The sequence below is a fragment of the Candidatus Trichorickettsia mobilis genome (assembly GCF_034366785.1).
GTDB classification, from domain to species: Bacteria; Pseudomonadota; Alphaproteobacteria; order Rickettsiales; family Rickettsiaceae; genus Trichorickettsia; species Trichorickettsia mobilis_A.
This window is the reverse complement of sequence record NZ_CP112932.1, coordinates 1,153,895-1,178,915: the sequence shown is the minus strand read 5'-3', so window position 1 is coordinate 1,178,915 and position 25,021 is coordinate 1,153,895. Positions and strand designations below refer to the sequence as shown.

21 protein-coding genes are annotated in these 25,021 nt (G+C 35.9%); 8 read left to right on the top strand and 13 right to left on the bottom strand.

Features of this window, described 5'->3' with window-relative positions; all coding sequences use genetic code 11:
• Window positions 1–100: 100 nt before the first annotated feature.
• Window positions 101–1,240, bottom strand: a complete 1,140-nt coding sequence (dapE, locus tag Trichorick_RS05405; RefSeq protein WP_323737994.1) for a succinyl-diaminopimelate desuccinylase — start codon at window positions 1,238–1,240, stop codon at window positions 101–103.
• 189 nt (window positions 1,241–1,429) lie between these two features.
• On the opposite strand from dapE, the gene dapF reads away from it, so the two are divergent.
• Window positions 1,430–2,248 (top strand): diaminopimelate epimerase, encoded by an 819-nt coding sequence (dapF, locus tag Trichorick_RS05400; RefSeq protein WP_323737993.1) that lies wholly within the window; start codon window positions 1,430–1,432, stop codon window positions 2,246–2,248.
• A 143-nt stretch (window positions 2,249–2,391) separates the two neighbouring features.
• Here dapF and Trichorick_RS05395 read toward each other — a convergent pair whose 3' ends face one another.
• Complete coding sequence (locus Trichorick_RS05395) at window positions 2,392–2,667, bottom strand: hypothetical protein (RefSeq protein WP_323737992.1); 276 nt, start codon at window positions 2,665–2,667, stop codon at window positions 2,392–2,394.
• Between the two features lie 138 nt (window positions 2,668–2,805).
• Between Trichorick_RS05395 and mtaB the strand changes: the two genes are divergently transcribed.
• Together mtaB and Trichorick_RS05385 are read left to right on the top strand one after the other, a co-directional pair.
• Entirely contained in the window at window positions 2,806–4,062 is a 1,257-nt protein-coding gene (mtaB, locus tag Trichorick_RS05390) for a tRNA (N(6)-L-threonylcarbamoyladenosine(37)-C(2))-methylthiotransferase MtaB (protein ID WP_323737991.1), read from the top strand.
• Window positions 4,055–5,005 (top strand): NAD(P)H-dependent glycerol-3-phosphate dehydrogenase, encoded by a 951-nt coding sequence (locus Trichorick_RS05385; RefSeq protein ID WP_323737990.1) that lies wholly within the window; start codon window positions 4,055–4,057, stop codon window positions 5,003–5,005. Before mtaB ends, Trichorick_RS05385 begins: the two co-directional genes overlap by 8 nt.
• A 291-nt stretch (window positions 5,006–5,296) precedes the next feature.
• Here Trichorick_RS05385 and Trichorick_RS05380 read toward each other — a convergent pair whose 3' ends face one another.
• A complete protein-coding gene (locus Trichorick_RS05380) occupies window positions 5,297–9,265 on the bottom strand; it encodes a Sca4 family protein (protein ID WP_323737989.1) in 3,969 nt (1,322 codons plus the stop codon).
• 241 nt (window positions 9,266–9,506) lie between these two features.
• On the opposite strand from Trichorick_RS05380, the gene Trichorick_RS05375 reads away from it, so the two are divergent.
• The 3 genes from Trichorick_RS05375 to Trichorick_RS05365 are packed head-to-tail and all read left to right on the top strand — an operon-like array spanning window position 9,507 to window position 10,616.
• Window positions 9,507–9,809, top strand: coding sequence for a transposase (locus tag Trichorick_RS05375; protein WP_323737988.1), 303 nt, complete (start codon window positions 9,507–9,509; stop codon window positions 9,807–9,809).
• A gap of 56 nt (window positions 9,810–9,865) precedes the next feature.
• Window positions 9,866–10,402: an IS3 family transposase gene (locus Trichorick_RS05370; protein WP_323737987.1), complete on the top strand. Its 537-nt coding sequence runs from the start codon at window positions 9,866–9,868 to the stop codon at window positions 10,400–10,402.
• 13 nt (window positions 10,403–10,415) lie between these two features.
• The gene (locus tag Trichorick_RS05365) at window positions 10,416–10,616 is read left to right on the top strand and encodes an IS3 family transposase (protein ID WP_323737986.1); all 201 of its coding nucleotides are present in this window, start codon (window positions 10,416–10,418) and stop codon (window positions 10,614–10,616) included.
• Between the two features lie 348 nt (window positions 10,617–10,964).
• On the opposite strand, the gene Trichorick_RS05360 is transcribed toward Trichorick_RS05365, so the two are convergent.
• Genes Trichorick_RS05360 through Trichorick_RS05350 form a run of 3 tightly spaced genes read right to left on the bottom strand, consistent with a single transcriptional unit; the run spans window position 10,965 to window position 16,630 of the window.
• A complete protein-coding gene (locus tag Trichorick_RS05360; protein ID WP_323737985.1) occupies window positions 10,965–15,446 on the bottom strand; it encodes an autotransporter domain-containing protein in 4,482 nt (1,493 codons plus the stop codon).
• Window positions 15,447–15,462: 16 nt separating this feature from the next.
• A complete protein-coding gene (locus Trichorick_RS05355; protein WP_323737984.1) occupies window positions 15,463–15,642 on the bottom strand; it encodes a hypothetical protein in 180 nt (59 codons plus the stop codon).
• 7 nt (window positions 15,643–15,649) lie between these two features.
• Window positions 15,650–16,630, bottom strand: a complete 981-nt coding sequence (locus Trichorick_RS05350) for a hypothetical protein (protein ID WP_323737983.1) — start codon at window positions 16,628–16,630, stop codon at window positions 15,650–15,652.
• Window positions 16,631–17,681: 1,051 nt separating this feature from the next.
• Here Trichorick_RS05350 and tsaE point away from each other — a divergent pair.
• A complete protein-coding gene (gene tsaE / locus Trichorick_RS05345; RefSeq protein ID WP_323737982.1) occupies window positions 17,682–18,113 on the top strand; it encodes a tRNA (adenosine(37)-N6)-threonylcarbamoyltransferase complex ATPase subunit type 1 TsaE in 432 nt (143 codons plus the stop codon).
• Window positions 18,114–18,549: 436 nt separating this feature from the next.
• Here the strand turns inward: tsaE and Trichorick_RS05340 are convergent, their stop codons facing one another.
• The 5 genes from Trichorick_RS05340 to Trichorick_RS05320 form a co-directional block, all read right to left on the bottom strand.
• Window positions 18,550–19,014, bottom strand: a complete 465-nt coding sequence (locus Trichorick_RS05340) for a phasin family protein (RefSeq protein WP_323737981.1) — start codon at window positions 19,012–19,014, stop codon at window positions 18,550–18,552.
• 96 nt (window positions 19,015–19,110) lie between these two features.
• The gene (locus Trichorick_RS05335) at window positions 19,111–19,329 is read right to left on the bottom strand and encodes a hypothetical protein (protein ID WP_323737980.1); all 219 of its coding nucleotides are present in this window, start codon (window positions 19,327–19,329) and stop codon (window positions 19,111–19,113) included.
• Entirely contained in the window at window positions 19,316–20,068 is a 753-nt protein-coding gene (locus tag Trichorick_RS05330) for an ATP-binding cassette domain-containing protein (RefSeq protein ID WP_323737979.1), read from the bottom strand. The genes Trichorick_RS05335 and Trichorick_RS05330 overlap by 14 nt, the downstream gene beginning before the upstream one ends.
• Entirely contained in the window at window positions 20,065–20,913 is an 849-nt protein-coding gene (locus Trichorick_RS05325) for an ABC transporter permease subunit (protein ID WP_323737978.1), read from the bottom strand. The genes Trichorick_RS05330 and Trichorick_RS05325 overlap by 4 nt, the downstream gene beginning before the upstream one ends.
• A gap of 91 nt (window positions 20,914–21,004) precedes the next feature.
• The gene (locus tag Trichorick_RS05320) at window positions 21,005–21,907 is read right to left on the bottom strand and encodes an ABC transporter substrate binding protein (RefSeq protein WP_323738882.1); all 903 of its coding nucleotides are present in this window, start codon (window positions 21,905–21,907) and stop codon (window positions 21,005–21,007) included.
• A 464-nt stretch (window positions 21,908–22,371) separates the two neighbouring features.
• Between Trichorick_RS05320 and Trichorick_RS05315 the strand changes: the two genes are divergently transcribed.
• Window positions 22,372–22,539 (top strand): hypothetical protein, encoded by a 168-nt coding sequence (locus Trichorick_RS05315; protein WP_323737977.1) that lies wholly within the window; start codon window positions 22,372–22,374, stop codon window positions 22,537–22,539.
• Between the two features lie 254 nt (window positions 22,540–22,793).
• Here the strand turns inward: Trichorick_RS05315 and Trichorick_RS05310 are convergent, their stop codons facing one another.
• Together Trichorick_RS05310 and Trichorick_RS05305 are read right to left on the bottom strand one after the other, a co-directional pair.
• On the bottom strand, window positions 22,794–24,056 hold the full coding sequence (locus tag Trichorick_RS05310) for a pyridoxal phosphate-dependent aminotransferase (protein WP_323737976.1): 1,263 nt from the start codon (window positions 24,054–24,056) through the stop codon (window positions 22,794–22,796).
• Between the two features lie 189 nt (window positions 24,057–24,245).
• Window positions 24,246–24,914 carry a glutathione S-transferase family protein gene (locus Trichorick_RS05305; RefSeq protein ID WP_323737975.1) on the bottom strand — a complete coding sequence of 223 codons (669 nt, stop codon included), beginning with the start codon at window positions 24,912–24,914 and terminating at the stop codon, window positions 24,246–24,248.
• Window positions 24,915–25,021 lie beyond the last annotated feature (107 nt).

The following is a 25,021-nucleotide window of genomic DNA, read 5'->3' as shown; positions in this document are numbered from 1 at the left end:
TCTTAAGTCGTTATAAGCAGATAGATGAAAGAATGAATTATTGTATATTTCTATAATTAATCCCTCAAAAACCAAAAATAATGCCTAAGAACGTTTTACTTTACCCAACAAATTTTTCTAACGCTCCATAATACACGCTATATAATCTTTGTAAATCACTAATTGTTGTATATTCATCAATTTTGTGTGCTGTTTCTGATAGTAACCCAAACTCTACAACTTGGCAGTAGTTTTTAATAAACCTAGCATCTGATGTTCCTCCACTAGTAGAAAATTTGGGGATAATGCCAGTAATTTGCGGTATGATCTTAGCAAATTCGCTAATAAGATGGTTTGGTTCCTGGATAAACACATTCGCAGATACTGAAGGAATAAGCTCATATTTCAACGTATGTTGTTCAACAATTCTTTTGATCAAAGTAACAATTGATTCTGCTCCATGAAGATCGTTAAATCTAATGTTAAATTTGGCTGAAGCAGTTCCAGGTATGATATTTGTAGTATTATTACCTACATCAATTGAAGTAATTTCTAAATTAGAAGCCATAAATTGTTTGCTGCCATAATCTAGCTGTAAGCTGGATAAATTATGCATTATTTTGACTAGACAATGAATGGGATTCTCAGCTAATTCCGGATAAGCTACATGACCTTGAATTCCATGAATAGTCAGAGTAAAATTGACACTACCACGCCTGCCAATTTTCATAATATCACCTACTTCGTGCTCACAAGTCGGTTCGCCAAGGATTGCGAGATCTATTTTATGGTTTAAGCTGGTAAGATATGGTAGCATTTTACTAGTGCCATATTTTGCTGCACCTTCTTCATCGCTGGTTAGTAAAAAACTAACTGAACCATTTAGCTTAGGTTTTAGCTTTATAAACTCAATGGTCGCAGCAAGAGAACAGGCTAAAGCGCCTTTCATGTCTACGACACCACGGCCATAAATTTTATCTTCTACCTTTGTTGCTTTGTACGGATTATGACTCCATGAGTCACGATCACCAGCTGGTACAACATCAACATGTCCAGCAAAACAAATATTAGGTTTACTAGCGCCGTATACGGCATAAAGGTTTGTAACCTGATAATCATGCTCTCCAAATGTTTTAGTGATTACAGAAAACCCATGCTGTGTTAATAACTTCTCGATATATTCTATTGAACCATCACTTAATGGAGTAATGGATTGGCAGTTAATTAATTCTGTAAGATGTTTTAATATATCATTAAGCATAAAAATTAAAATTATGTTATAAGCAATTTAAGCCAAAGAATAGATGAACGTAAATTTTTTAATTTGTATATATTTAAATATAGTAATAATAAACTGGTTTAGTATATTACTATTTTTGAGCGCTGTGAAGAAATTTTTTATCCAACTAGCCAACCATATTTTTATAAATAATTTATAACGAAGATTCTGATGTCACGAGAAATAGTTTTTGCTAAAATGCATGGTTTAGGTAATGATTTTGTTATTATTGATGCTGAACTTCTGCCTACTAAGTATGACTTAGAGAAGTTAGCTTTAATAGTTGCTGATCGTCACTTGGGATTAGGATGTGACCAGTTTATCGTTTACCAAAAATATCATGATTATTATGAGATGCAAGTCTATAATCAGGATGGCTCTAGAGCATTGGCTTGCGGAAATGCAGTACGATGTTTAGCTAAGTTACTATATATTAACTCAAACAAAGAAAATATTGATATTAAAATTGCCGGAAGAAAAATAACTGCTCAAGTACTAGCTTCCAACCAGATTATGGTAAATATGGGAGCGGTAAGTTTTAATGAGCAGTGGATGCCTACCAGTGAAGAGATATGGCATGTTGCCGAACGATACATGTTTGATCCTAAAGAAATGATTTGTGCTGATATTGGTAATCCACATTTAGTGATTTTTAGTCATTTAAATAGTCAAGATCAGGAAGTGGTTGGTAAAATGTTGCAAGAACATGAACTATTTCCTGATGGAATAAATGTAGATTTTGCTTATATTAAAGATAATAAGATTTATTTGTCAGTTTGGGAAAGAGGAGCTGGCTTTACTCTTGCTTGTGGTAGTGGCGCTTGTGTAAGTTTTGCTGCTGCGGTAAAATTAGGGTTTATGGATGCTGCAGCTGAAGTAGTTTTTAAGTATGGCAGTTTAAGTATGTCCCGAAATGAGACGGATATCATTATGACTGGCTCAGCTACTTTAGTTGCTATAGGAAAGTATTATTATGAGTATACCTCTTGAACTTCAAGATTTGGGGTGTCGAACTTCGGGATGCTCTTGTGCTCACGTATTAATATACGCTGCGCAAGAGCACCACTCGTTCTTCTACCAACTCTTGAAGTTGAAGAGGTATATTAATAAAAATGATGAAGAAATTTAATAAATTAAAATTTACATCTTTTATCATTAGCAACTTGTTCAATAGCGCTTAGCGTAGGGTTATTACGTTCTCTCCTCCAATCTTGAGGCAGTTTAGCTATGTTATAGCCCTGTTTTGGGCGTTGTATAGAGTTTTGGAAGTTTGAGCGTTCGTTAGCCTGCCTTTGTTCGCTAAGATAAGCTTGTCGTAATTGATCACAGGAATATGAATAATAATCAACCGTACTACAACCGCTGCAAATCAATAAACATAGTAATAATGATAGACGAAATGCAGTCATAGAAGCTTGTTTTGTGATTTGGTAAACTAATCTTTACCATCAGTGGTTAGTAGTACTTAGAAATTTTACTATATATTACATGCAAAATATCATATATATACTTTATTATATGATCAACAGATTTTTTTAGTCAATTTTATGACCCAAGATAGATTAACTGAAGTAGTTACATTCGGTTGTCGATTAAATATTTTTGAGAGTGAGGTGATCAAGAAAAACTTACAATTGGCAAATCTTGATAATGTAATTGTATTTAATACTTGTACTGTTACTAAAGAAGCAGAAAAGCAGGCTCGTCAAGCTATTCGTAAGGCAAAAAAGAATAATCCTGCAGTTAAAATAATAGTAACGGGTTGTGCGGTACAAAATAACCCGCAGGCATTTGCTAATATGATAGAAGTAGATAAAGTAATCGGTAATCAGGAAAAATTATCACACATATATTATCAGTTAGATGATGATAGAGTAGTGGTTGATGATATTATGCAAATCAAAGAGACTGCCAATCATTTGATAAGTCATTTTGACGGTAAAGCAAGAGCTTTTCTACAAATACAGAATGGTTGCAATCATCGTTGTACATTTTGTATTATTCCGTTTGCCAGAGGTAATAGTCGTTCAGTTCCTATCGGAGTCATTGTAGAGCAAATTCGGCATTTAGTGGAGCTGGGTTATAATGAAGTAGTGTTTACCGGAGTTGATATTACTGCCTATGGTGCTGATTTACCAGGTTGCCCTACCTTAGCGCAGATGATTAAACGAGTGTTTAATCTTGTACCAGAACTACTGAGATTACGGTTATCATCAATTGATGTTGCTGAGATTGATGATGAATTATTTGAAATTATGGCGCATTCTTCAAGATTAATGCCACATTTTCATATTAGTTTGCAGGCAGGAGATGACATGATATTGAAGCGGATGAAGCGTAGGCATAATCGTCATCAGGTAATTGAATTTTGTCATAAGCTACGTGCAGTGCGTAATAATGTATCTTTTGGTGCTGATATTATTGCCGGATTTCCTACCGAAACTGATGAAATGTTTGAAAATACCAAAAAACTGATAATTGATGCAGATTTACAATATTTACATATTTTCCCTTATTCGGTACGCGATGGAACTCCGGCAGCAAGAATGCCGCAGGTGCCAGTAGATATCATAAAAACTAGAGCTGCAATCTTACGAGATTCAGGAGAACAACAGTTGCACAAGTTTTTTCAAAAGCACATGCATCAACATGTAGAGTTATTGTGTGAAAATAAGCAGATGGCACATACTGAAAATTTTATTCCAGTGAGGTTAGATAGAAATTATGGAGCAGGAATGATTGTTGCAGCTCAATTAACAGGCTTTAATGAAACACATATGATAGCTAGGGTTATTAATGAGTAAGTTTCAGCATTTTGCGGTATATGGTGGGGGTAGTTGGGGTACAGCTTTAGCTTGTGCTGTGTCTAGAGTAACTAAGCAAGTATTGTTATATTTACGTAATCCAGAAATTATTAAAGAAATATTGCAACATCACACTAATAATAAATATTTTGGTACAGTAAAATTACCTGATAATATTTTACCTTCTAATCAAGTATCTACTTTAAAAGATCAAGAAGTAATAATAATAGCAGTACCATCTACTGCTATCATTCAAGTTATCAATATTTTAAGAGACATACAAATATCAGTAGATACCGTATTATTAATTGCTACAAAAGGAGTTGTTGATGAGCCGGTACAGCTATTATCTGAAAAAATCAAATCTTTATTACCAAATAGAATAGCTTTTATTGCTGGTCCTAACTTTGCCTCTGAGGTTGTACAAGATTTATTAACTTCAGTAACAATTGCCTGCGAAGATATTAAATTAGCAGAAAAAATTGCGATGAGCATAGAATCAAAAAATTTGGTTACTAGTACTACCGAAGATATCATTACTGTGCAGATTGCAGGAGCTATAAAAAATATTATTGCTATTAAAAGTGGTATTTATGATGCAATGGGTTATAAGAAAAATGCAAAAGCCTGGTTGATTACTCAAGGTCTACAAGAAATTGCTGTTTTATCGCAAGCACTTGGTGGTAAAGCCGAAACTTTACTGCAACCCGGTGTATTAGGTGATCTTGTACTTACTTGCTACTCCAATACTTCCCGTAATACTAAGTTTGGATATGAGCTGTATCATCAATCAGAACATGATATAAATGGATTCTTGAAAAACTATCCATATTTGGTTGAAGGGGCTGAATCAGTAAAATTAATTACTAAGCTGACAAATATACATGGTGTGGATTTGCCGGTAATTACTTCTGTAGCTGAAGCACTAAAATTATCTGAATAGTGATCTTGGACTAGTTTTCCGGCCATTTGTTTTACCGGTTTATCCGCAGACTGCGCTAACTTTACTGCCTCTCTTTTAAATTCATCCGTATATTTTATTCCTTTAGGCATCTTTTTTCTTACTCCTTTTTCAGATGCATTGTCCGGAAAACTAATACAAGATCAAATATTACGGTTCTCTCAAAGAAGATATTAAATAAATAAATGATTTTTTAAATGACACAGTTTGGTAAAGACTCCCGAGCAATCTAATTTCTACCACCATAACCATATGACTGCACTTTATTCATTCTTACCGGCGCATTGCCTGATGTATTAGATTGTTCAAATTTCTTACGCATATCATGAGAAGCTTTACTAATTGTAAGTACCCCTGAATAGTTTGCTCAGATTGTCTCATATGTTCTTGATAAGATTTCTGATCACCTGCACGTAATGCATTAATTGCTGAGAGCTCGCTATTAATAGCTGTTTTAGCTTGTTTCCAAAATAAGTAGTCATTTGTGTTTTGTTGTTTAGCTTTACACCATTTTTCTACTTCTGACAAATTTTCTTGTAATATTTGCTGTTTTTGAGCTTCTGGTGCTTTAGTAAATTTTTCCTTAAGCTGATCAATTTGTGCCTTAAATTCTTCAGCATTTTTCTTTCCCACTGCTGTTTGAAAATTATCATTAATCGCCAATTTCTCTATGCCGTTTATAATATAATCTAGTTCAGTAATATTTTGTACCTTCGTCAGATTGACTGTTGTTTCGACCTGACTAGATTGCAAAATTTTATCATTAGCTGAAATATTGATTGATTGAGATAAGTCTGTTCCCATACCTTGATTTCTTGCCACTTCTTTCATCATTTCTTTGTATTTACCCTGGGTTACTGGCAAAGTGTAAATATTACCATCACGCTCTATATATCCTATAGCATCACCGCCTTTACCCATGAATTTTACTGGCATTGGAGTGCTTACTTCAGTAAGTTTTCCTTCTTTATTGTAATGTGCACTAAAATAAACAGCTTTATCTTCAGCAATGTTTTTACCATCCGCATCTTTTACTGCCATTGATAAATGTAGAGGGCCTTTACCTTGCAGTTCTTTTGGAAAATCAATCTTGCGATAACCAGATACTTGCTTCTCAGTACCGTTAGCCATTGTTATGGTCATTGGCGTTTTGACCATAGTTTCGCTTAAAGTACATAATGACTGACCTTCTTTATTTTTTATTTCTTTAGAACGAATTGACTCAACAGGACTAGTTTCCCATTGTAGAGCCTGGAATTGATCCTTAAACTTGCTGTGAACTTGCTTATAGCCTGCTACTTCTATCTTATTTAATTCTGCACTTAGTTTTGGTTCAGCTAAAGCCTTGTTAATTGCATCTTTATTTTTTTCATCCTGTAAGAATTGGCTAAATTCTGATCGGTTAAGTTTCTCAATCTGTGTCTTCTGTTCTTGGTTCTCTGCTTTTTCACTTAAAGCATTTTGTAATAAAGCAAATTGCTTAGAAATTACTTGCTCACGAATTTCTTTAGTGATAGCGTCAATCTCGTCACTTTTATTAATAGCGCCGCTTGTTCTAGCAATAAAGTTACTTTCTTTATCCTCAAAATTAAAGCTATCTTCTGCTATTTTTTGCGGTTGCACTCGAGTTTGTTCTTGCTCTTTAAGAGTTTGCGATTGAACTTGCTCTTGTTTAAGCTCTGTAGTTTGCGATTGAGACGATTCAGCATTCTTCTCGACATTTTGTTCAACAGTGGACTTAGGCTCCTGTGCCACTTCCATCACTCCTACAGTTATATCAGTGACAGTTTTTATAAAGTCAATAACTTCTGCTGAGGCTCCTACTGTAAGCTTGTCAAGAGCTTTGGAAATATCTGCAAATGCAGAGAGTAATTCTGGATCTTTTAATATTGTTCCTAATCCCTTAATGTAAGTACCTACTCCAGCATGAATAGAATCAGTATCTGCATCTTTTTCGACAGCTAACTGTATCCCTGTAGTTATTTGTGTTATAGCAGTTGATAAAGTGTCATTAGGCTCCACATAAGCATCAACAATTTTCTTTATATCTTCAGCAACTTTTTCTACAATTTTTGTATCAACATCGCCTACAGTATTTTTAGGTGTACTATCTAAATTAATTGATCCGTTAATGGTTTGAGCTGCACCTCGTTCAATATCTAATTGAACCTTCTGTTCTACTATCTGCTCAGATTTTTCTCCAACTGATAAACTAATATTTTGCTGAACTGCTAAACCAGGGGCTTTTTCCTCGATTTTCTTGCCTTCAACTGATATGTTCATTCCTGAGTCAAGTTTTAAGTCAGGTTTTATTGTTAATTTAGCTAGTTGCGCCTCTAATTCTGCTATTCTTTTCTGTTGTTCAGTAATTTGCTCTTGTGGTTTTGCTATTTGTTCCTGCAAAATTCGATCTTGTTCTTTTATTTTTTCCTGTAAAATGCGGTTTTCTTCGTTAGCTTTATTCAAAGCTTCTTTAACCTGCATTTGTTCTTGTATAAACTGTTCACGTTCTATTATAGTAGAGCTAAACTTTTCTTCTGTTGAAACTAATGCTTCCTTGTTTTGTGCCGACTCTTGTTTAAGATTCTTAATTTTTTCTTTGTCTTCTATTGAGCTTACAACTGCGCTCGTTGCATCATTTAGCAAGATCACAGCTGTTGGAGAACCATGTTTGACCAGCTCTTTAAAACTACCGCTAATATCCGTCACTAGAGAATCTAATTTAGCATGATCTACACGTTCTAATATTGTCGCCAATCCTTGCTTATATTCTTCTATTCCATTCTTAATAGAATCAGGGTTTGCATCTCTTGCAGTAACGCTATATGCTCCAAGAGTCATTTTACCTAAAGCTGCCATTAGTGTTTGATCAGTCGTCATTAGTGTTTGATCAATCTCCATATGCTTGCCAACAATTGCTCCTACCTTATTCGCAGCTTTGCCAAGGTCAGGGGAAGTCAACTCACTTGCTTCTAAAGCCTTATCAGAAGCTGTTTTTATTCTATCTACTAATTCCGGGGTCATATTCTCAGCAAGCCCTGAAAATACTTTAATAACTTCTTCAGCTACAGGACTTACTCTTTCATCCTTTAACATTGTCGTTAATGCCTTTTGATATTTCTCTACTCCTTTCTCTGTAGCGGATTCTATACCTCGAGATGCTGCACTAATCACCTTATGCAATTTATCATCGACATGTTCGCCATAGCTCTTTCTAATAATCTTTCTTACCTGACGCACAGTTGCTTTATGTATATCTTTATTAGGGTCATTCTTGTGCTCAACTTCTTTTGTATTTTTTTGTTGAATATTCAATGTACTAGTTTGCTCAGTAGCTATAGTTAAATCAGGTTTTTTTCCTGCAACTGATAAACCACTCCCTGATTCAATAGTTAAATCAGGTTTTTTTGTTAATTCCGTTATCTGTTCTTGTTGTGTTGTTATTTGAATATCTTTCTGTGCTAATTCTTGTTTTTGCTGCTGTATTTCTTGCGTTAATTTTGTTACTTTTTCTTGTAACGACATTACTTCTATATTTCTTAGCTCTTGTTCTGATTTGAGTGCTTCTTTATCTTTATTGGCTGATTTTAGTTCTTCTTGAACCTGAAGCAGATTTGCTTGTAACTCAGTACCATTGGCTTTTTGTTGCACAATCTCTGATTTAAGTGCTTCCTTATCTTGATTAACTAATCCCAATTCTTCTTTAGTCTTATTTAATTCTCCCGTGAGTCTATTCAAGTTTGCATCCTTTCTTGCTATGCGTCCTTCAGTCACCTTTTTGTCTTGATCGTGTTGCTCCGCAATCGCCAAACCAATTCTTCCACTACTGATACCTATTGCCTGCTCTATAAGAGCAAACCTTCCAGTATCTTTAAGTTGCCATAAAAGTGAAACTTTGTTTCCTTCTGTGTTCTCCGGCGTCATTCCCAAATCTTTCACTTCTTCTTTAGGTGTAAGCTGTCTTAAAAGCGGTACTATTTCTTTTATAAATGCAGGATACAACTTTGGGCTACTTAATAATTCTGTCAGTCCCTGCGTATATCTATCCATTTCCGCGTGAGCTAGATCATCAGTCCCTCTAGCAATATGATCTATCGCTGTAATCATTTTCCCGATAGTATGAGTCCTTATAGTATCTTCATTCAGATTAGTTCCTAGATGTTTATTTACTACTACACTGGCCTTGCCTAATAGTTCCTGCACTAACTGATCACGTTTAAGTGCATTTTCGTCTTCAGACATAAACTACATCTCCATTTTGATATTAGTTTTAAAGAATATATTATATTAAATTATCTCTAGTAGCTAATTAATTCAAAGTATAAGGAACTGTAATATTTTACTGGTCAAGCATAAGAGGAATAATATAAGATTAACTCATATTGAATGTTTAAGAGTTACTGTAATGACATTTTATAATGATCACCATTGATCTTGTACTAGTTTTCCGGACAGTGCATCTGAAAAAGGAGTAAGAAAAAAGATGCCTAAAGGAATAAAATATACGGATGAATTTAAAAGAGAGGCAGTAAAGTTAGCGCAGTCTACAGATAAACCGGTAAAACAAATGGCCGGAGAACTTGGCATAAAGTATAAAACTCTAAATTATTGGGTAAGAACAGCTATTATGCCAGTTACAGAGATAAAAGCGCCTACTGGAGCGTCAGATCATTATCAAGAATTATTAATTGAAAATCAGCGTTTACGCCGAGAGCTAAAGCGAGTAGAACAGGAGAGAGAAATCCTAAAAAAGGCTACAGCGTATTTTGCAAGTCTAAAGAAGTAAAATACGCTTTTATTAGAAATAATGTAAATAAATGCGGTGTAAGGTTAATGTGCTAGATGCTTGAGGTAGCGAAAAGCAGTTATTACGAGTGGTTAAGTAAAAGGTCTAATAAACAGCTTGATATTCTTATAGAAGCGATATTTATTGAGCATCAAGAACGCTATGGTTCCACCAGAATTTACCATGAGTTAAAATACAGAGGAATACCGTGTACTCGCAAAATAGTGGCAGAACGTATGAAGCTCATAGGACTTACTGCTAAAGCAAGACGAAAATTCAAGGTCACAACCGATTCTAACCACAATAGACCTGTAGCACCTAATTTATTGGAGCAGAACTTCACAGCATCTAGCCATAACCAAAAATGGGTCACTGACATTACGCATATCCATACCCAGGAAGGATGGTTATATCTGTGTGTATTTATTGATTTATATTCCAGAGCAGTAATAGGGTTGTCAATGAGCAAAACTCTGCGTGCAACTCTTGTCACTGATGCTCTATTAATAGCGATGTTTAGACGTAAGTTGCCGCAAAGAGTTATTGTTCATTCTGATCGTGGATCTCAGCCAAGCTTTAATAAAGCGCTATAACCTCCGGTGTAGCATGAGTGCTAAAGGTTGTTGTTATGATAATGCTGCTATGGAATCTTTTTTTCACACCATAAAAGTTGAATTAATTAATGATATGAGGTACCAAACTAGAGAAATAGCCAAATCTTCAATTGTCGAATATATAGAATGCTATTATAACCGTATACGTAGACACTCTACTATCGCTTACAACATACCTGTATTATTCGAATAAAATTTATTATCAATCGCATGATTCAGTGTCCGGAAAACTAGTACAAGATCACTTCTAAAATGCTCTTTTAATAAAACTCTTAAATTTTCATATATCATACAAATTCTGAATTAAATAAATTAAGCTTTATAGCACATATACTCCAATTTCGAAAGAAGTCTATATGAAGATGTATAGTTCTAGATTTTTGCACGTAGAAATTTTATGAAATTATGTTTATAAAAATCCAGTAAAATTTTTATGACGTAAGAAGAGTCGAAGCTTAGAAATATAAATTCATATATAGAAGAAATTTAAGAGAGTTTCAGATGGCATAAAATGTTATGCCATCTGATTAGAGAATAGAAATTAGAAGTTTACACGAACTTTTAAAGTACCTTGGTGACCAACATACTTGTTAGCTAGGTGTGCATCATAACCTGCGCCATATTCGAACATCCCAGCTTTAGCAGTTATGCTACAACCAAGATTGTAGAATGTTTTAGCAGGTTTATTAGCCTTAGCAGTTAAAGGACTCTGCATACCATCTAATCTAATATCCATTTTTGCAGATTTACCACGCATATCTTGTCTAATAAAGCCATGCAATTCTGGAGTTACAACAACACCACTCATTTCAGTGTTCATTGCTACTCTTGCACCAATAATTGCTTCAATCTTATCGTTTGACTTTTTACTAATAGACAAGTTTTGTACAGTAGTACCAGTCTCTTTATAACCACTATCATTGAACTTATTATAAGCTAAACCAAACATTGGTGTAACGGTAGCATTGTCAACAAAACGATAGTTATATCCACTTAATACTTCAGCACCATAAGTCATAGTATCGTACTTACCAGTAGCTGTTTGATTAGCTGTAGATGTAATACGTTTCTCGGTATTTTTAACTTTACCTGAACCAAATGATGCTACACCTTGGATAAACCAATTATCAGCAATTTGTTGTAAGCCGTATACAGAGAACATAGTCATATCAACTTTAGTTTTATCACCAACCTTGATATTTTTATGTTTTACATCTGTCCTTAAAATAGTTAAAGCAGCACCAACAGTCATACGATCATTAGCTTGACAATCAAAACCAATAATACCACCGGTAGTTTTAGCTTTATAGCCAGATACACCTTTTCTCATTTTCTGAGTAGCTTGGCTATAGAAAGGCATACCCCAAGCACCATAACGCGCAGCCAATCCTTCATCACCAGCAGCAACACCTAATCCTTCAACTTGTGTGTATTGAGATTGTTGGGCAGGCCCGGCTCCAGCTCCTGCAGCAACTGCAGCTAATCTACCACCAACTACATTTGTAACTTCACGATTATTAACCGCTGTCACCTCATTTGTAGTATTAATTGGGTCTTGCAGTCTCGCAATAGCTTCACCAGCTTTCTTTTGATCATCACGATCCATTATAGCTACATCATCTATGAAAGCTCTTGCATCACCAGTGTTGTTTAGATTAGAAAAAGCTTCTATGTTTCTTGAATCAAATCCTGCGGTTTTAGCAAGAGTTGTCAAAGCTTCTTTAGTGTTATCTGCTTGTTTAATAGTATCTTTGTCTAAACTCCACTTAGAAAAGCGACTACCTTGATTTTCAACAATTAATGTAAACTTAGAAACATCTGGTGTAGTTCCAGAATTAGTAGCACTAATCCACTTAAACTCTCTTCCATCTGCACCAGCTCTGCTCGTTGTCAAATCAAAGAGACTGATCGTTGGAGCAGTGGCTTTTGAAAAGTCAAGCTTGGTATTAGCACCATCTATTACTATATTACCACCATTTGTTCCATCATAAGCAGTAACAACTGAGATATTACCACTAGCAGTAGAAGTAGCTCCGCCTGTGATTTTGAAAGTATTAGTTGATAAAACAAATGTAGAATCAACTGCTTCGATCTTACCAACAGTTCTGGTCTGAGGTGTAGCAGAAGGTACTCCTACTATTACTATTGATTTACCAAACTTCGTGCTATCTGCAAAGATATTTGAATTTAATATTTCAAACTTCTTCCCATCGTTATTAGCACTAAAATCTACTAATTGTAAATTTTTACCGCTTTCACCTAGGTCTTTATTAATGGTAACACTATTATTAAATGTAGCTATACTTTTTCCATTCTTATCTGTGACAATTGCACTATCTATTGCTATAGAATCGAAAGCTGCTATATCTGTTTCACTCATCAGCTTTGCAAGTTCTCCATCACCAAGGCCTAAACCTGTAATTATTTCTTGTCCACTTTTTAAGTTTACACCAGTAAATGTAGCGTTCGCACCAGCAGCAGCTGCATTACCAAGAGTTAACTTATCTCCTGAAATACTACCAGTAAAGGTTGCTGTTTTAGTATCGTCAACGACACTATTTTTAGCATTAACAATATCAACTGTAGCATTGTCTTGGAATTCTACCTTTTTCATCTGGTTAGTTACGCCTATATTACCTACAACTAAACCAGCCTTATTTAATACTACCGTACCTTGTCCTGCTGTTGAAGCATCAATTCCAGCAAAGAAATCTGCAGTTGTAATGGTAATAGTGTCATCAGTATCTAAGATCAAGTTGCCGAGTGGGTTAGCTCTACTACCGAAAGCTTTAGTAACTGCTTGATTACCTGATACTCGTATATTATGGTTCTTCTCAGTAGTCGATACTGTAGTAACTTTAACATTATCAATAGCAACTCCAGGTGCTAACTTTACTGTAGAAGCAACTTTATTATTAGTAAATGCTAACTCATCTGCGCCGAAAGCAGCAGTAGTAAATTCAACATCTTTATTTGAAATTTTAACAGTTTTAATTTGGTTAGCACCAGCAGCACCAATTGTTGCATCTACTTTTATATTAGCACTATTGATAAACTCAACGATTCCTTCGCCAGCATTTGCAGCGGCAGCAACATTCTTAGCTTTAATACTAGCAGCATCAACATTACCAGCAAACTGCACCGTACCTTTATTAGCTATTGTAATATCACCATTAGCTTTCACATAATCATTAAACTTAACAACTTTAGTATTTCCACCTTGAATGTCGATATCACCTATTTTTTGGGCAAAAACACCACTAACTTCTGAAGATCCAATAAAAATTAAATTACCATCGCCAACATTAGTATTTTTAAAACCAGCAACTGTAAATAGATTTACTTCATTTTCTACTGTCAAGGTGCTTCCAGCTGCAAATTCGACTTCTTTCAATTTTTTGTCAGCTGCGCTTAATACTGTTCCTGCTTTCAAAACTGTAACGCCAGCAGCATTAATTTTTACAGTACCTTTACCATTATCATGTGCAAATTCTTCAATTTTATAATCACCAGCATTAGCTAGCTTCAAAAATACATCTTGCGTACCAATATCAACCTTCTTAATGTAAGCTGTACCACCGGCTAACTCAATATTAGCTCCTCCATCTGCTTTCAATAATTTCAAAGCTTTGTTGGCAGCAGTAATATCACCAATTTGGCCATCAATTTTGAGCAACTTACCAGCAGTAACTGCACTCGCATCAATAGTACCTGTACCAGCTGCAACTGCAGGCGTAATAGTTACAGGACCAGTAATGGTATGAACTGCATCATTGAATGCAACTGTATTATCAGTTGTAAAGGCTATACCAGCACCAAGATTTCCTGTAATATTGGTTGTAATTGGAGCCTTAGAGTTCAGAGTTAAAAGACCGTTGACATTATTAGCAGTCAGATTTCCTTGGGTAACTGTTGCAGCACCAGCTACATTATGAACAGTGTTCATACCAACATTTGTGGTATTGATCACTACTGTACCAGTAACATTAGATGCTCCTGCTGTTCCTGTATACAAACCAGTTCCAGCTACAGAAAGATTTCTACCTATCGTTCCAGCTTGAACTACTGTACCTGCTCCTGTAATGGTTACGTCATTAACTACGTTATTTAAAGCTGTAATCGCTCCATTGGTTATTATAACATCATTAGCCACGTCATGTGCTGCTGCTGTACCACCGTTAACCTTAAGATCATGACTTACGTCATTTACAATCAATGCACCAGCTGTAACTGTAACATCACCCAATACTCCAGCTCCTGTTGTATCATTCATGGTTAAGTTACCAGCTGTAAGCGTAACTGCATTTGCTGCATCATTAATTCTGTTTATACCACCATTTGTGGTATTGATCACTACTGTACCAGCAACATTAGATGCTCCTGCTGTTCCTGTATACAAACCAGTTCCAGCTACAGAAAGATTTCTACCTATCGTTCCAGCTTGAACTACTGTACCTGCTCCTGTAATGGTTACGTCATTAACTACGTTATTTAAAGCTGTAATCGCTCCATTGGTTATTATAACATCATTAGCCACGTCATGTGCTGCTGCTGTACCACCGTTAACCTTAAGATCATGACTTACGTCATTTACAATCAATGCACCAGCTGTAACTGTAACATCACCCAATACTCCAGCTCCTGTTGTATCATTCATGGTTAAGTTACCAGCTGTAAGCGTAACTGCATTTGCTGCATCATTAATTCTGTTTATACCACCATTTGTGGTATTGATCACTACTGTACCAGTAACATCAGCTCCTACTGCTCCTACATAAAGTGAAGCTCCTCCTACGTCCAGGTTTCTACCAACCGCTCCAGCTTGATTAACTACAGCTCCATTACGTAATATGGCATCTCGTCCTACTGCTCTTATCGTAGTTACACCACCATTTGCAAGTAAGTCGGTACCAGCATTTGTAATGTCATTCATAACTAAGTTACCCGCTGTAACTGTAACATGCTGACCTGCTCCTATCGCATCATGCAGAGTATTATTACCACCATTTGTGGTATTGATCACTACTGTACCAGTAACATCAGCTCCTACTGCTCCTACATAAAGTGAAGCTCCTTCCTACGTCCAGGTTTCTACCAACCGCTCCAGCTTGATTAACTACAGCTCCATTACGTAATATGGCATCTCGTCCTACTGCTCTTATCGTAGTTACACCACCATTTGCAAGTAAGTCGGTACCAGCATTTGTAATGTCATTCATAACTAAGTTACCCGCTGTAACTGTAACATGCTGACCTGCTCCTATCGCCATCATGCAGAGTATTATTACCACCATTTGTGGTATTGATCGTTACTGTACCAGTAACATCAGCTCCTACTGCTCCTACATAAAGTGAAGCTCCTCCTACGTCCAGGTTTCTACCAACCGCTCCAGCTTGATTAACTACAGCTCCATTACGTAATATGGCATCTCGTCCTACTGCTCTTATCGTAGTTACACCACCATTTGCAAGTAAGTCGGTACCAGCATTTGTAATGTCATTCATAACTAAGTTACCCGCTGTAACTGTAACATGCTGACCTGCTCCTATCGCATCATGCAGAGTATTATTACCACCATTTGTGGTATTGATCGTTACTGTACCAGTAACATCAGCTCCTACTGCTCCTCCATATAAACCAGTTCCAGCTACAGAAAGATTTCTACCTACTGTTCCAGTTTGAGCTGTTACTACACCAGCTCCCGTAATAGTCACGTCACGAGTTACGTTCCGAACTGTGGTCACTGTACCACCATCAGTAACAATTAAATCTTGACTCACATCCCGAGCAGCAGTTAAAACTCCACCATTATTAACAGTAACGTTGTTAACCCCAATAACATCTTGCACTGTTATCGTTCCACCTGCATTAAGAATAAGGTTCATGGCAAGGTCGACACCATAGTTTGCGACAGCATGGCCCACTGTAAAAGTTTGATTAGCATTACCGTTAATATTAATTCCGCCACCAGCCATATTTATAGCACTGCCAGTATTAAGATCATGAGGACCAGCCAATCTGATAGTATCAACCCCATCAGTAAATATTGCAGTTAGATTTACACCTGCCCCAGCAGTAATCGTTGCAGGAGTACCAGCAGTATCTACTACAGCACCCAACGCTGTGCTATTTACACCACCTGCGATTACTGCAATCGCTGAGGCGGTAGTTAGTAAGTTTTTAAGAAATTTTGGTTTCTTTTCCATAATTCTTTCTTCCTTATTTAAAGTTAATTTATTTTGTTTGACGTTATTTCAAGTTTTGTCATTTTGTTCGATTATTTTTACAATTAAGTTGAATTGTTGCGTAAATTACTAAATTTGTTATTTGGTCATTTGCTATAGCCGTCATTGCGAGATTTTTGTTAAAATCGAAACAATCCACTTGATTATGGATTGCTTCGGCTTCAACGAGGCCTCGCAATGACGCACTTAACTCTAGCTAGACCTTGTAATGAGCGTACTTAAAAAAACTCTAGCAAAGTCTTGTAATGACACTCTCTTTAAGTAATTTACCTTAACATACCTGAATTGCAACAACAAAAGAGCGCAATAGCTTAAAAAGCGAGATAACGTTAAATTTATTTTATTCTAGAATAATTAATTCTTATTTCCACTACTTAATTTTGATTTTTACCGCTTTTATTAATTGTCATCAAAGTCAATATAAGAAACAATAATACAAATAATATTGCTTCCATAAACTACATTAATAACCATAATATCAACGTAAAGTCTTAGTTATGTAGTATGTAACAAGATATAATAAACCCTAGAATATACGACATGGTCGCAGTATAAAAGGCACTAGTAAACAAGTCTAAATAAATTGATAAGATTATATGAGCATTTTTACCATTGTGATTTATTTCACACAGTTATTAATAACATCGCAACTAAATTAACTACCACCAATGTCACTGCTTCGCTGAACAATTGCTTTGCCTTCGCTGAATTGCTTTGCCTTTGCTGAAAACTTATGATGTTTCCAAACGTACAATGTCATCCTGAACTCGTTTTAGGATGTCATCAGGACTTCATAAGATCCCGAAACAAGTTCGGGATGACTTGGGTGTGTTCGAGATGACGAAAGGATGACTTGGGCGTGTTCTAGCTGACGTTGCGTATTCAAGATGACTATGTTGGTTGAGATGACTATAGGTTCCATAAAATTGTGTTGAAAATAAAAATATCAAACTTGAATATCCTCATCAAACAATTATATACTACCAACCAATGCTAATTAGCGTAGATCTAAGTGATAGAATATATCCTGCAAAATGAAATGGAATCAGCAGCGTGGGCGCGTAATTTTGCCACTACACTTAAGTCTGGCAATATAGTTACTTTTACTGGAGATTTAGGTAGTGGAAAAACATTTTTATGCAGAGAGATTATCAGATATTTTTGCGGAGCTCAAACTAATGTTAGTAGTCCTACTTTCAATTTATTACAAACCTATCAAAATATAGATCACAACAGCGATAGCTTTACTATCTATCACTTTGATTTATATAGGTTAAAACATAGCGACGAAATTTTTGAACTCGGAATCGAGGAAGCTTGGTATAATAATCTATGTTTAATAGAGTGGCCAGAAATTATCGAATCAATCTTGCCAAAAGAAGCTATAAAAATTCACTTGCAAACGCTAAAGGCGAATAAAAGAGTTTTATCGATAAAAAGCTAAAGCGTAAGCGTTGTTTACGGTTTCTAGAAAAAGCTGTAAACAATAAGAGTGTTCGATGAACCATATGCGAAGTTAAGGTAAAGGAGACGAAATCGTCATTGCAATCTGATATATCCCTACGAATTTAGAAGTGCTGAAATGCACTATATATCGTCATTGCAAGGAGTAACCTTTAGGTTACGACGAAGCTATCCAGAAAGGTTAACACAGTAAAAGCTGTGTCACTGTTATGATTTTTTCTGGATTGCTTCGTCGTGTGCTTACGCACATTCCTCGCAATGACGGGCTTTTGGAGCGTTTTTAGCCACTTCAAATATGGGGATATATCAGCGCTCGCAAGACGATTTGGCACGGTTTATTGAACACTCTTTAAACAACAGCTATGCTAAGATATGGAAAAATTTCCCCATCCTTCAATTATCAATTTATAAATAATTTAACTTTTTGACGTACATTTCTTAGTAAATGCGTGATCAACATGTTCCGAAACACCATTACCCATCAGTTGAAAAATCTCCATCGAAGCTTTCGTCATCATATCCACAATTTCTTTAGAATTATTCATTGAATTTTCAATGGCTGATTTTATATATTGTTGCTGACATGCTGCCGCCTCCTCGATATTTTCAGCCGATAATATCTCTTTAACTGTATTAAACATTTCACTAGCGCTATTCTGCAGCGCCTCAGCACTACGTTTAACCATAACTTGCGCACTATCTGAAGCCAACTGATTTGCTGTAGTTAATATCTCGGTATTCTTTTTTACTCCATTTGTAAATGAAGAGAAGTCCATCGTTGGTATATTTTTCATATTACCTAAAAAAGCTTCCGGGTTCATAAAAGATTTCATTGTATCAAAAAACTGTGCAGCTGATTGTGAGCCATTATCTTTATTCATTAAATCCTCCATTATACATTATTATAATATACCTATTGTAATAAAGCTACTCTGAAAAGAAATAGTAGTCAAGAGTTTCTATTAAAAATTTATTATCTATTTAATTAATGCTTTAGATTTACTAATCTCAGCCAATTGCGCCTGCAACTGCAATACGATATGCTGCAATGCCTCAAACTCTTCACGCGACACATATTTTCCCTGCAATAAATTTTCTTCAATAAAATCACGACTTCTATCAATTAAACTATTATTAGCTTCACCACAAACCGTACCGATACCGGTTAATACTTTCATTACTTTACGCATTATCATTACCCCGAGACCTTATGCTTGACATTATTTCTTTCAATTCTTCCATAGACAAATTAGCAGTTTTTTTTTGATCAAATACGATGCGTCCTTCATCTAAGATTATCAACCTATTGCCATAATGTACAGCATCTTCTAAATGATGCGTTACCATTAACGTCGTAATTTTATTGACAGCAATTGCTTTGCTGGTAAATTGCATCGCATCTTGAGCCGCCCTTGGATCTAAAGCTGACGTTGGTTCGTCCAAAAATAATACTCGTGGCGGATGCGCAAGCACTAACGCCAACAACAAAGCCTGCTTCTCACCACCAGATAAAGTCCGCACTTGTTGATGGAGATATTGCTCGAATCTTTCAGGATTTGAGGTTAATGCGATTATTTGCGCATAATTTAAACGCTTCACAGCGCTAAATCGACTTTCCCACAAATCAATATTTTCTGCTAAAGTCAATTCTATAAATAACCGATCTGCAGCTACTTGCGAAACAGTAATTAATTCTTGAGCTTTTTGCAATAAAGTCATGTTAGATAATAGCTGCTCTCCAATAAACACTCGCCCACTAGTTGGAATGCGCTCTCCTGACAATACTTTAATCAAACTCGATTTACCACTGCCATTATGCCCAAGAATAATCACAAATTCTTCCGGCAAAATAGCAATACTAGTCTCAAATAAAATCGGAACTTCTCTATCGCTTGCTACAATTGTGATCTTTTCTGCGTAAACTTGAGCGCTCATAATTTCTTACTCGGCACACGAACTTTTCTTAAGGCAAAAAATAATGCCATACCTAACAGTAATTTAAGATTAGCTGGGTTTACTCCTATTCTTAATAAACAACTTAAGCAAAGACAGTATAAAAATATACCGACAAAACAAGCCAACATTTCCTTAGCAATACAAAATTTTATTTGCTGTCTAACTACCAAATGCCGTCCGATAACAATAGCTCCAATACTTACCAACGCAATACCAAAACCCATATTAATGTCAGCAAAGCCGTTTATTTGCGCAGCTAACGCTCCAGACAAAGCAGCCAATGCTCCGCTTAAAGATAACCCAATCAACCGGTAATTCTCAACTGCTTTACCCAATACTCGCAATAATCCCTGATTATAGCCAAAGGCTCTCAAAGTTAGACCAAAATTACTTTTAAACAGGATAATAAATAATATAACCAGAATAATAGCAAGGAAAGCTAATGGTATTAACCAAAACTCAAATGGCGTTAATGATAAAATTGTAGGCTTATCCAACACCGACATATTCGGTCTACCTAATACTTGTAGATTAATCGAATATAGCATAAAGCTGGCCAAAATTCCAACCACCAGATCTGAGATCATATTATGTCGCTGCATGACACCAACAATATTACCAATTATAACTCCCGCAGTCACACTAAAGATCAGCGCGGGAATTAACCCTAAATCAATAGTCCTGGCAAACACCATTGCTCCTAAAACATAAGTGCCATCAACACTAAGATCAGTGATATTCAAGATATGATAACTTAAATAAATCCCTAAAATTAATGGAAAAAATAATAGCGACTGCTCGAGTGCAGCAATTGCCAGAGTCATGATACGTAATCTCCAGACCTTGCTGAGTCAGATAAGTGAAGAGTGCCATTTAACACCAATATCATCACGCGCTTCATTGAATTCTCAGTACTTAAAATTCTACATGCGGTAGTTGCAATATTGATATTTCTTCCTTAGAAAAGACATTCTGCTTCAACAATGCATTCTTATTAATGAACAACACCAAATCATCAATAGTCTGATAGGGTATTTTACTTGGTTTACCACCAGCTAAAATTGTCTTCGCCATCGCACCCGATTTAATCCCGATATCCTTCTCTCTTACTCCAACAGCAATCGTGGCTCCACCCTTAACCGAACCCTCATCAGCCGCAATAACTGGAATCAAACGTTTATTTGCTTCTTGCACAATTCCCTTGATACCACTAACTATTAAATGATCTTTTAAGATCACAAATGCCTGAACATCAGCAGCAGCACTTTTGAGTGCTAATGGTAAATCAGCCAAAGTTTGAACCATCAACAAATGCAAATCAATATCTTCTTCTTCCGCAAAAGTTTTTAACAACTCAATTTCCGGCGTCACTTTTTCACTAGCACTATAAATCACCGCTATTCTATGCAACGGTGGTAACTTGGTTAAAAATTCAGTGACTGGAATCTCATCATTTACCCCGGTAACATTAGGATTATTCAATGATTTTAAATCAGCAGCCACACAAATTATCGGTTTATTTTTAATATGAGCCATAGTCATTTGACTGGCAGTAGTGCCAATAGGCATAATGATGTCAATATCTTGCTCTTGCAGTTGCTTGATTAATGCTGACATGATATTTGCGTCACCCTGAGCATTTTTTACAATAAGCTCACTACCAGCGCCTTGTAAAGACTCACTAATTCCAGACACAATTTGCGCCATTGCTTCATGTTCTAGAGGAACAATAACCGCAACTTTTTTATTAGCCGCTTGTATGATACTAGGAAAAATGAGGATATTAAAGAATAAAAGAAAAATATATTTAATAGACAGAAATTTTAAGCAAGACATAGATCTAATACCATAATTTAAAATTGATTTACAAATAACTAAAACAGATTATCAGCGCCAACGCCAACACCCATTAATCATCAAATAATCAACTCTAAAAAATAGCATAAATAACTGCATTAGCGATAGATTGGTACTACAAGAAATATAACAAACTTGAAGTATACACTATAAGTACAAATAAATCAATCATTAATTAACCCAAAACTTTATTTTAGAAATTGACTACTAATTATTCCATGGTTATTATGTATTTTTCGGTGATTCAAAACCACCATAACCATCAGCGGATATCCTGCCGCTACTATAGGACTCCTTTAGCTTTAAGCTGGGAGTCCCTTTACCATACAATAGTGCCTTTGGCATGAAAGTAGAGGGACATGACTGATGGCATGGTTTTGAGCTCCCGGCACCAATTTTTGTGTTTTACCAAGGAGTTGCTATATATGGAATATAATTTAATTGCGGATTTTCTAGCTAAATTTGCTGCTTGTTCTGACCCAATCAAAGCCGTAATCATTGTGAATACCAGTATAATCTCGGTCAGCTTCTTATTTATCGTTAAACAAACTATTACTGAATCGTTAAAACTACTCAATAGAAGCACTCAATAACTGAATAAAAACCATTGCCAATCGTTAACTTTTTAGCTACTATCCTGAATCTAACAGGTCATCCCGAACACATAACGTCATCCCGAATAACGCATGTCATCCCGAACTTGTTTCGGGATCTCGCCAGGATTTCATCAGATCCCGACACGAGTTCGGGATGACATGCGTTAGTTCGAGATGACATGCGTTAGCTCGAGATGATATTGTGTGTCTGAGATGACATTATATATATTAAGCTGTTAGTTACTTATCTCTTACTTATACCGCTTGATTACTCGCTCGATTGCGTCAAGGCCACGAGTCAACTCATCCATTGCAGGACCAAAACTAATACGGCTATATTGGTGAAACCGTGCATATGTTCGCCTCTTTTCTGGATTAACGTCAAAAAATATACCAGGAACCGTAATCACTTTTTCCTCGAGACCAGCTTCAAGAAACTTAAAACCATCAGCTATTTTTGCCGGCAACCCTGATAAATTAGCCCATATGTAAAATGTTCCTTGTGGTTCTTTTTCTACTTTAATTCCCATCTTGATTAATCTATTTAGCATATAATCACGTTTCTTGGCGAAACAAGCCTGTAACGCTTTAGTCTCTTGGATGACATATTCTGGCTCAAGCAAAGAAAGCGCCTGTTGTTGGACCATATTATTTGCTCCACCATCAAGAAAAGAACCAGCACTAGTAACTACTTGAATTACATCTTTAGGAGCAACAGTCCAGCTTATACGCCAACCTGGATATCGCCAATTCTTTGTAAGTCCATCAATAATAATTACTGGATCATTATTAACATCTTCAACATATTTAGCCGCTGATATCATCGTAGGATACTTACTATTAACATTAACGTCTGTATAAATATAGTGAGAATAAAATTCATCAAGAATTAAAGAGCAATTATAATCTCTGCCTAATTCTACTAATTGCTGCAGTTGATTGCCTGCTATCACTTGCCCCGTAGGGTTACATGGATTGCTTAACAATACCGCACTCAAACCACGACCAGTAATTTCCTGCTTGATATGCTCTAACGATACTTGATAACCACAAGTTACATCTTGAATAATTGGAATCGGGACAAAGGCTTTGAACACACCAAGCAGCTCTTCATAAGCGGTATAATCTGGAATAAAATGCCCCATATTAATGCTACCCATTGATGCCGCGATTCGTGTTAAAGCAATCCTTCCACCACCAGATATACTAACATTTTCCCATGTATATTGGGACGATTTACCCTGACGATATCTATAGTTATACAAATCAGCAACTTTTTGTCGTAATTCCAATTGACCTGAAGTTGGACTATATTCATGCAAATGCAAAGGGATATTGAGATTTTCCACTCTCTTGGGCGCACCATCCAACACTCCAGCCTCAGGAGCACCCTGCCCCAAATTGGACCATAAAGGATCTCCAGCTTTCCAACCTTTTTCTGCCGCTCGTTGCATAACATAAATCACCCCAGTCTGAGGTAATTTTCTAAAACCTGGAATTTTTAAATAAGGCATATATAACTCCTTAACTTGACGTGTATCATTTTTCAATACTTCATAAATTTTGCTGCACTATATAGACTAAGGTCTTAACCTGCGGAGTGCTAGGAGTATCAAAGTCGAGCACCGCAACGTATACTTTATACGTGAGGAGCGCAGATCTTTAGATACGACACCGCAATACGCAGATTTTCACCAAGTTTATTAGAAGTCAAGGTCTGCATATCCACTAGCCGGAATAAACCCAGCAACCTGATCCTGTAACAACGGTCGGAAACTTGGCCTGGATTTCAAAATAGCATACCAATGACGAATTACCGGCCAATGATCCCAGTATATTTCGCCAAAATAATCAATTACCGACAAATGACAAGCCGCAGCAATATCAGCACAAGTAATACGTTCAGCCATGACGTAGTCCTGCTTTTCCAATAAACTTGATAAATATTTCAAGTGATGAGCGAGATTTAACTTCACAGTTCGCAATCTTTCTGTTCTTGGCCCTCCTAAGCGAGATAATAATCTGATCACTTTCTCATCGATCAGAATTTTAGTCACTTCATTATAAAATTTATCATTAAACCAGTTAAGCAATCGTCGAATTTCACATTTAATTTCACTATCCTCATCCATAAAAACAAAATTTGGATATTTATCATATAAATACTCAGTAATAGGATAAATACCTGCTATCACTAACCCAAAAGATTCTACTAATACCGGCACGCAGCCAGCAAGATTGATGCTCATAAATTCAGGACGACGATACCAATATTCTTCTTTAATTAAATCAAAGGTAATATCCAACTCTTTTAAATAAACTCTGACCTGTCTCGATAAAGGACATATAGGATAATGATAGAGCTTTCTCATCTTAAGCCAAATTAAATGATTTATACTAATTAATGATGTTTCTATATTAAAATCAGTGCCAGCACTAGATAAATTAACATCAGATTATAATTCAGGAAAATATTGAC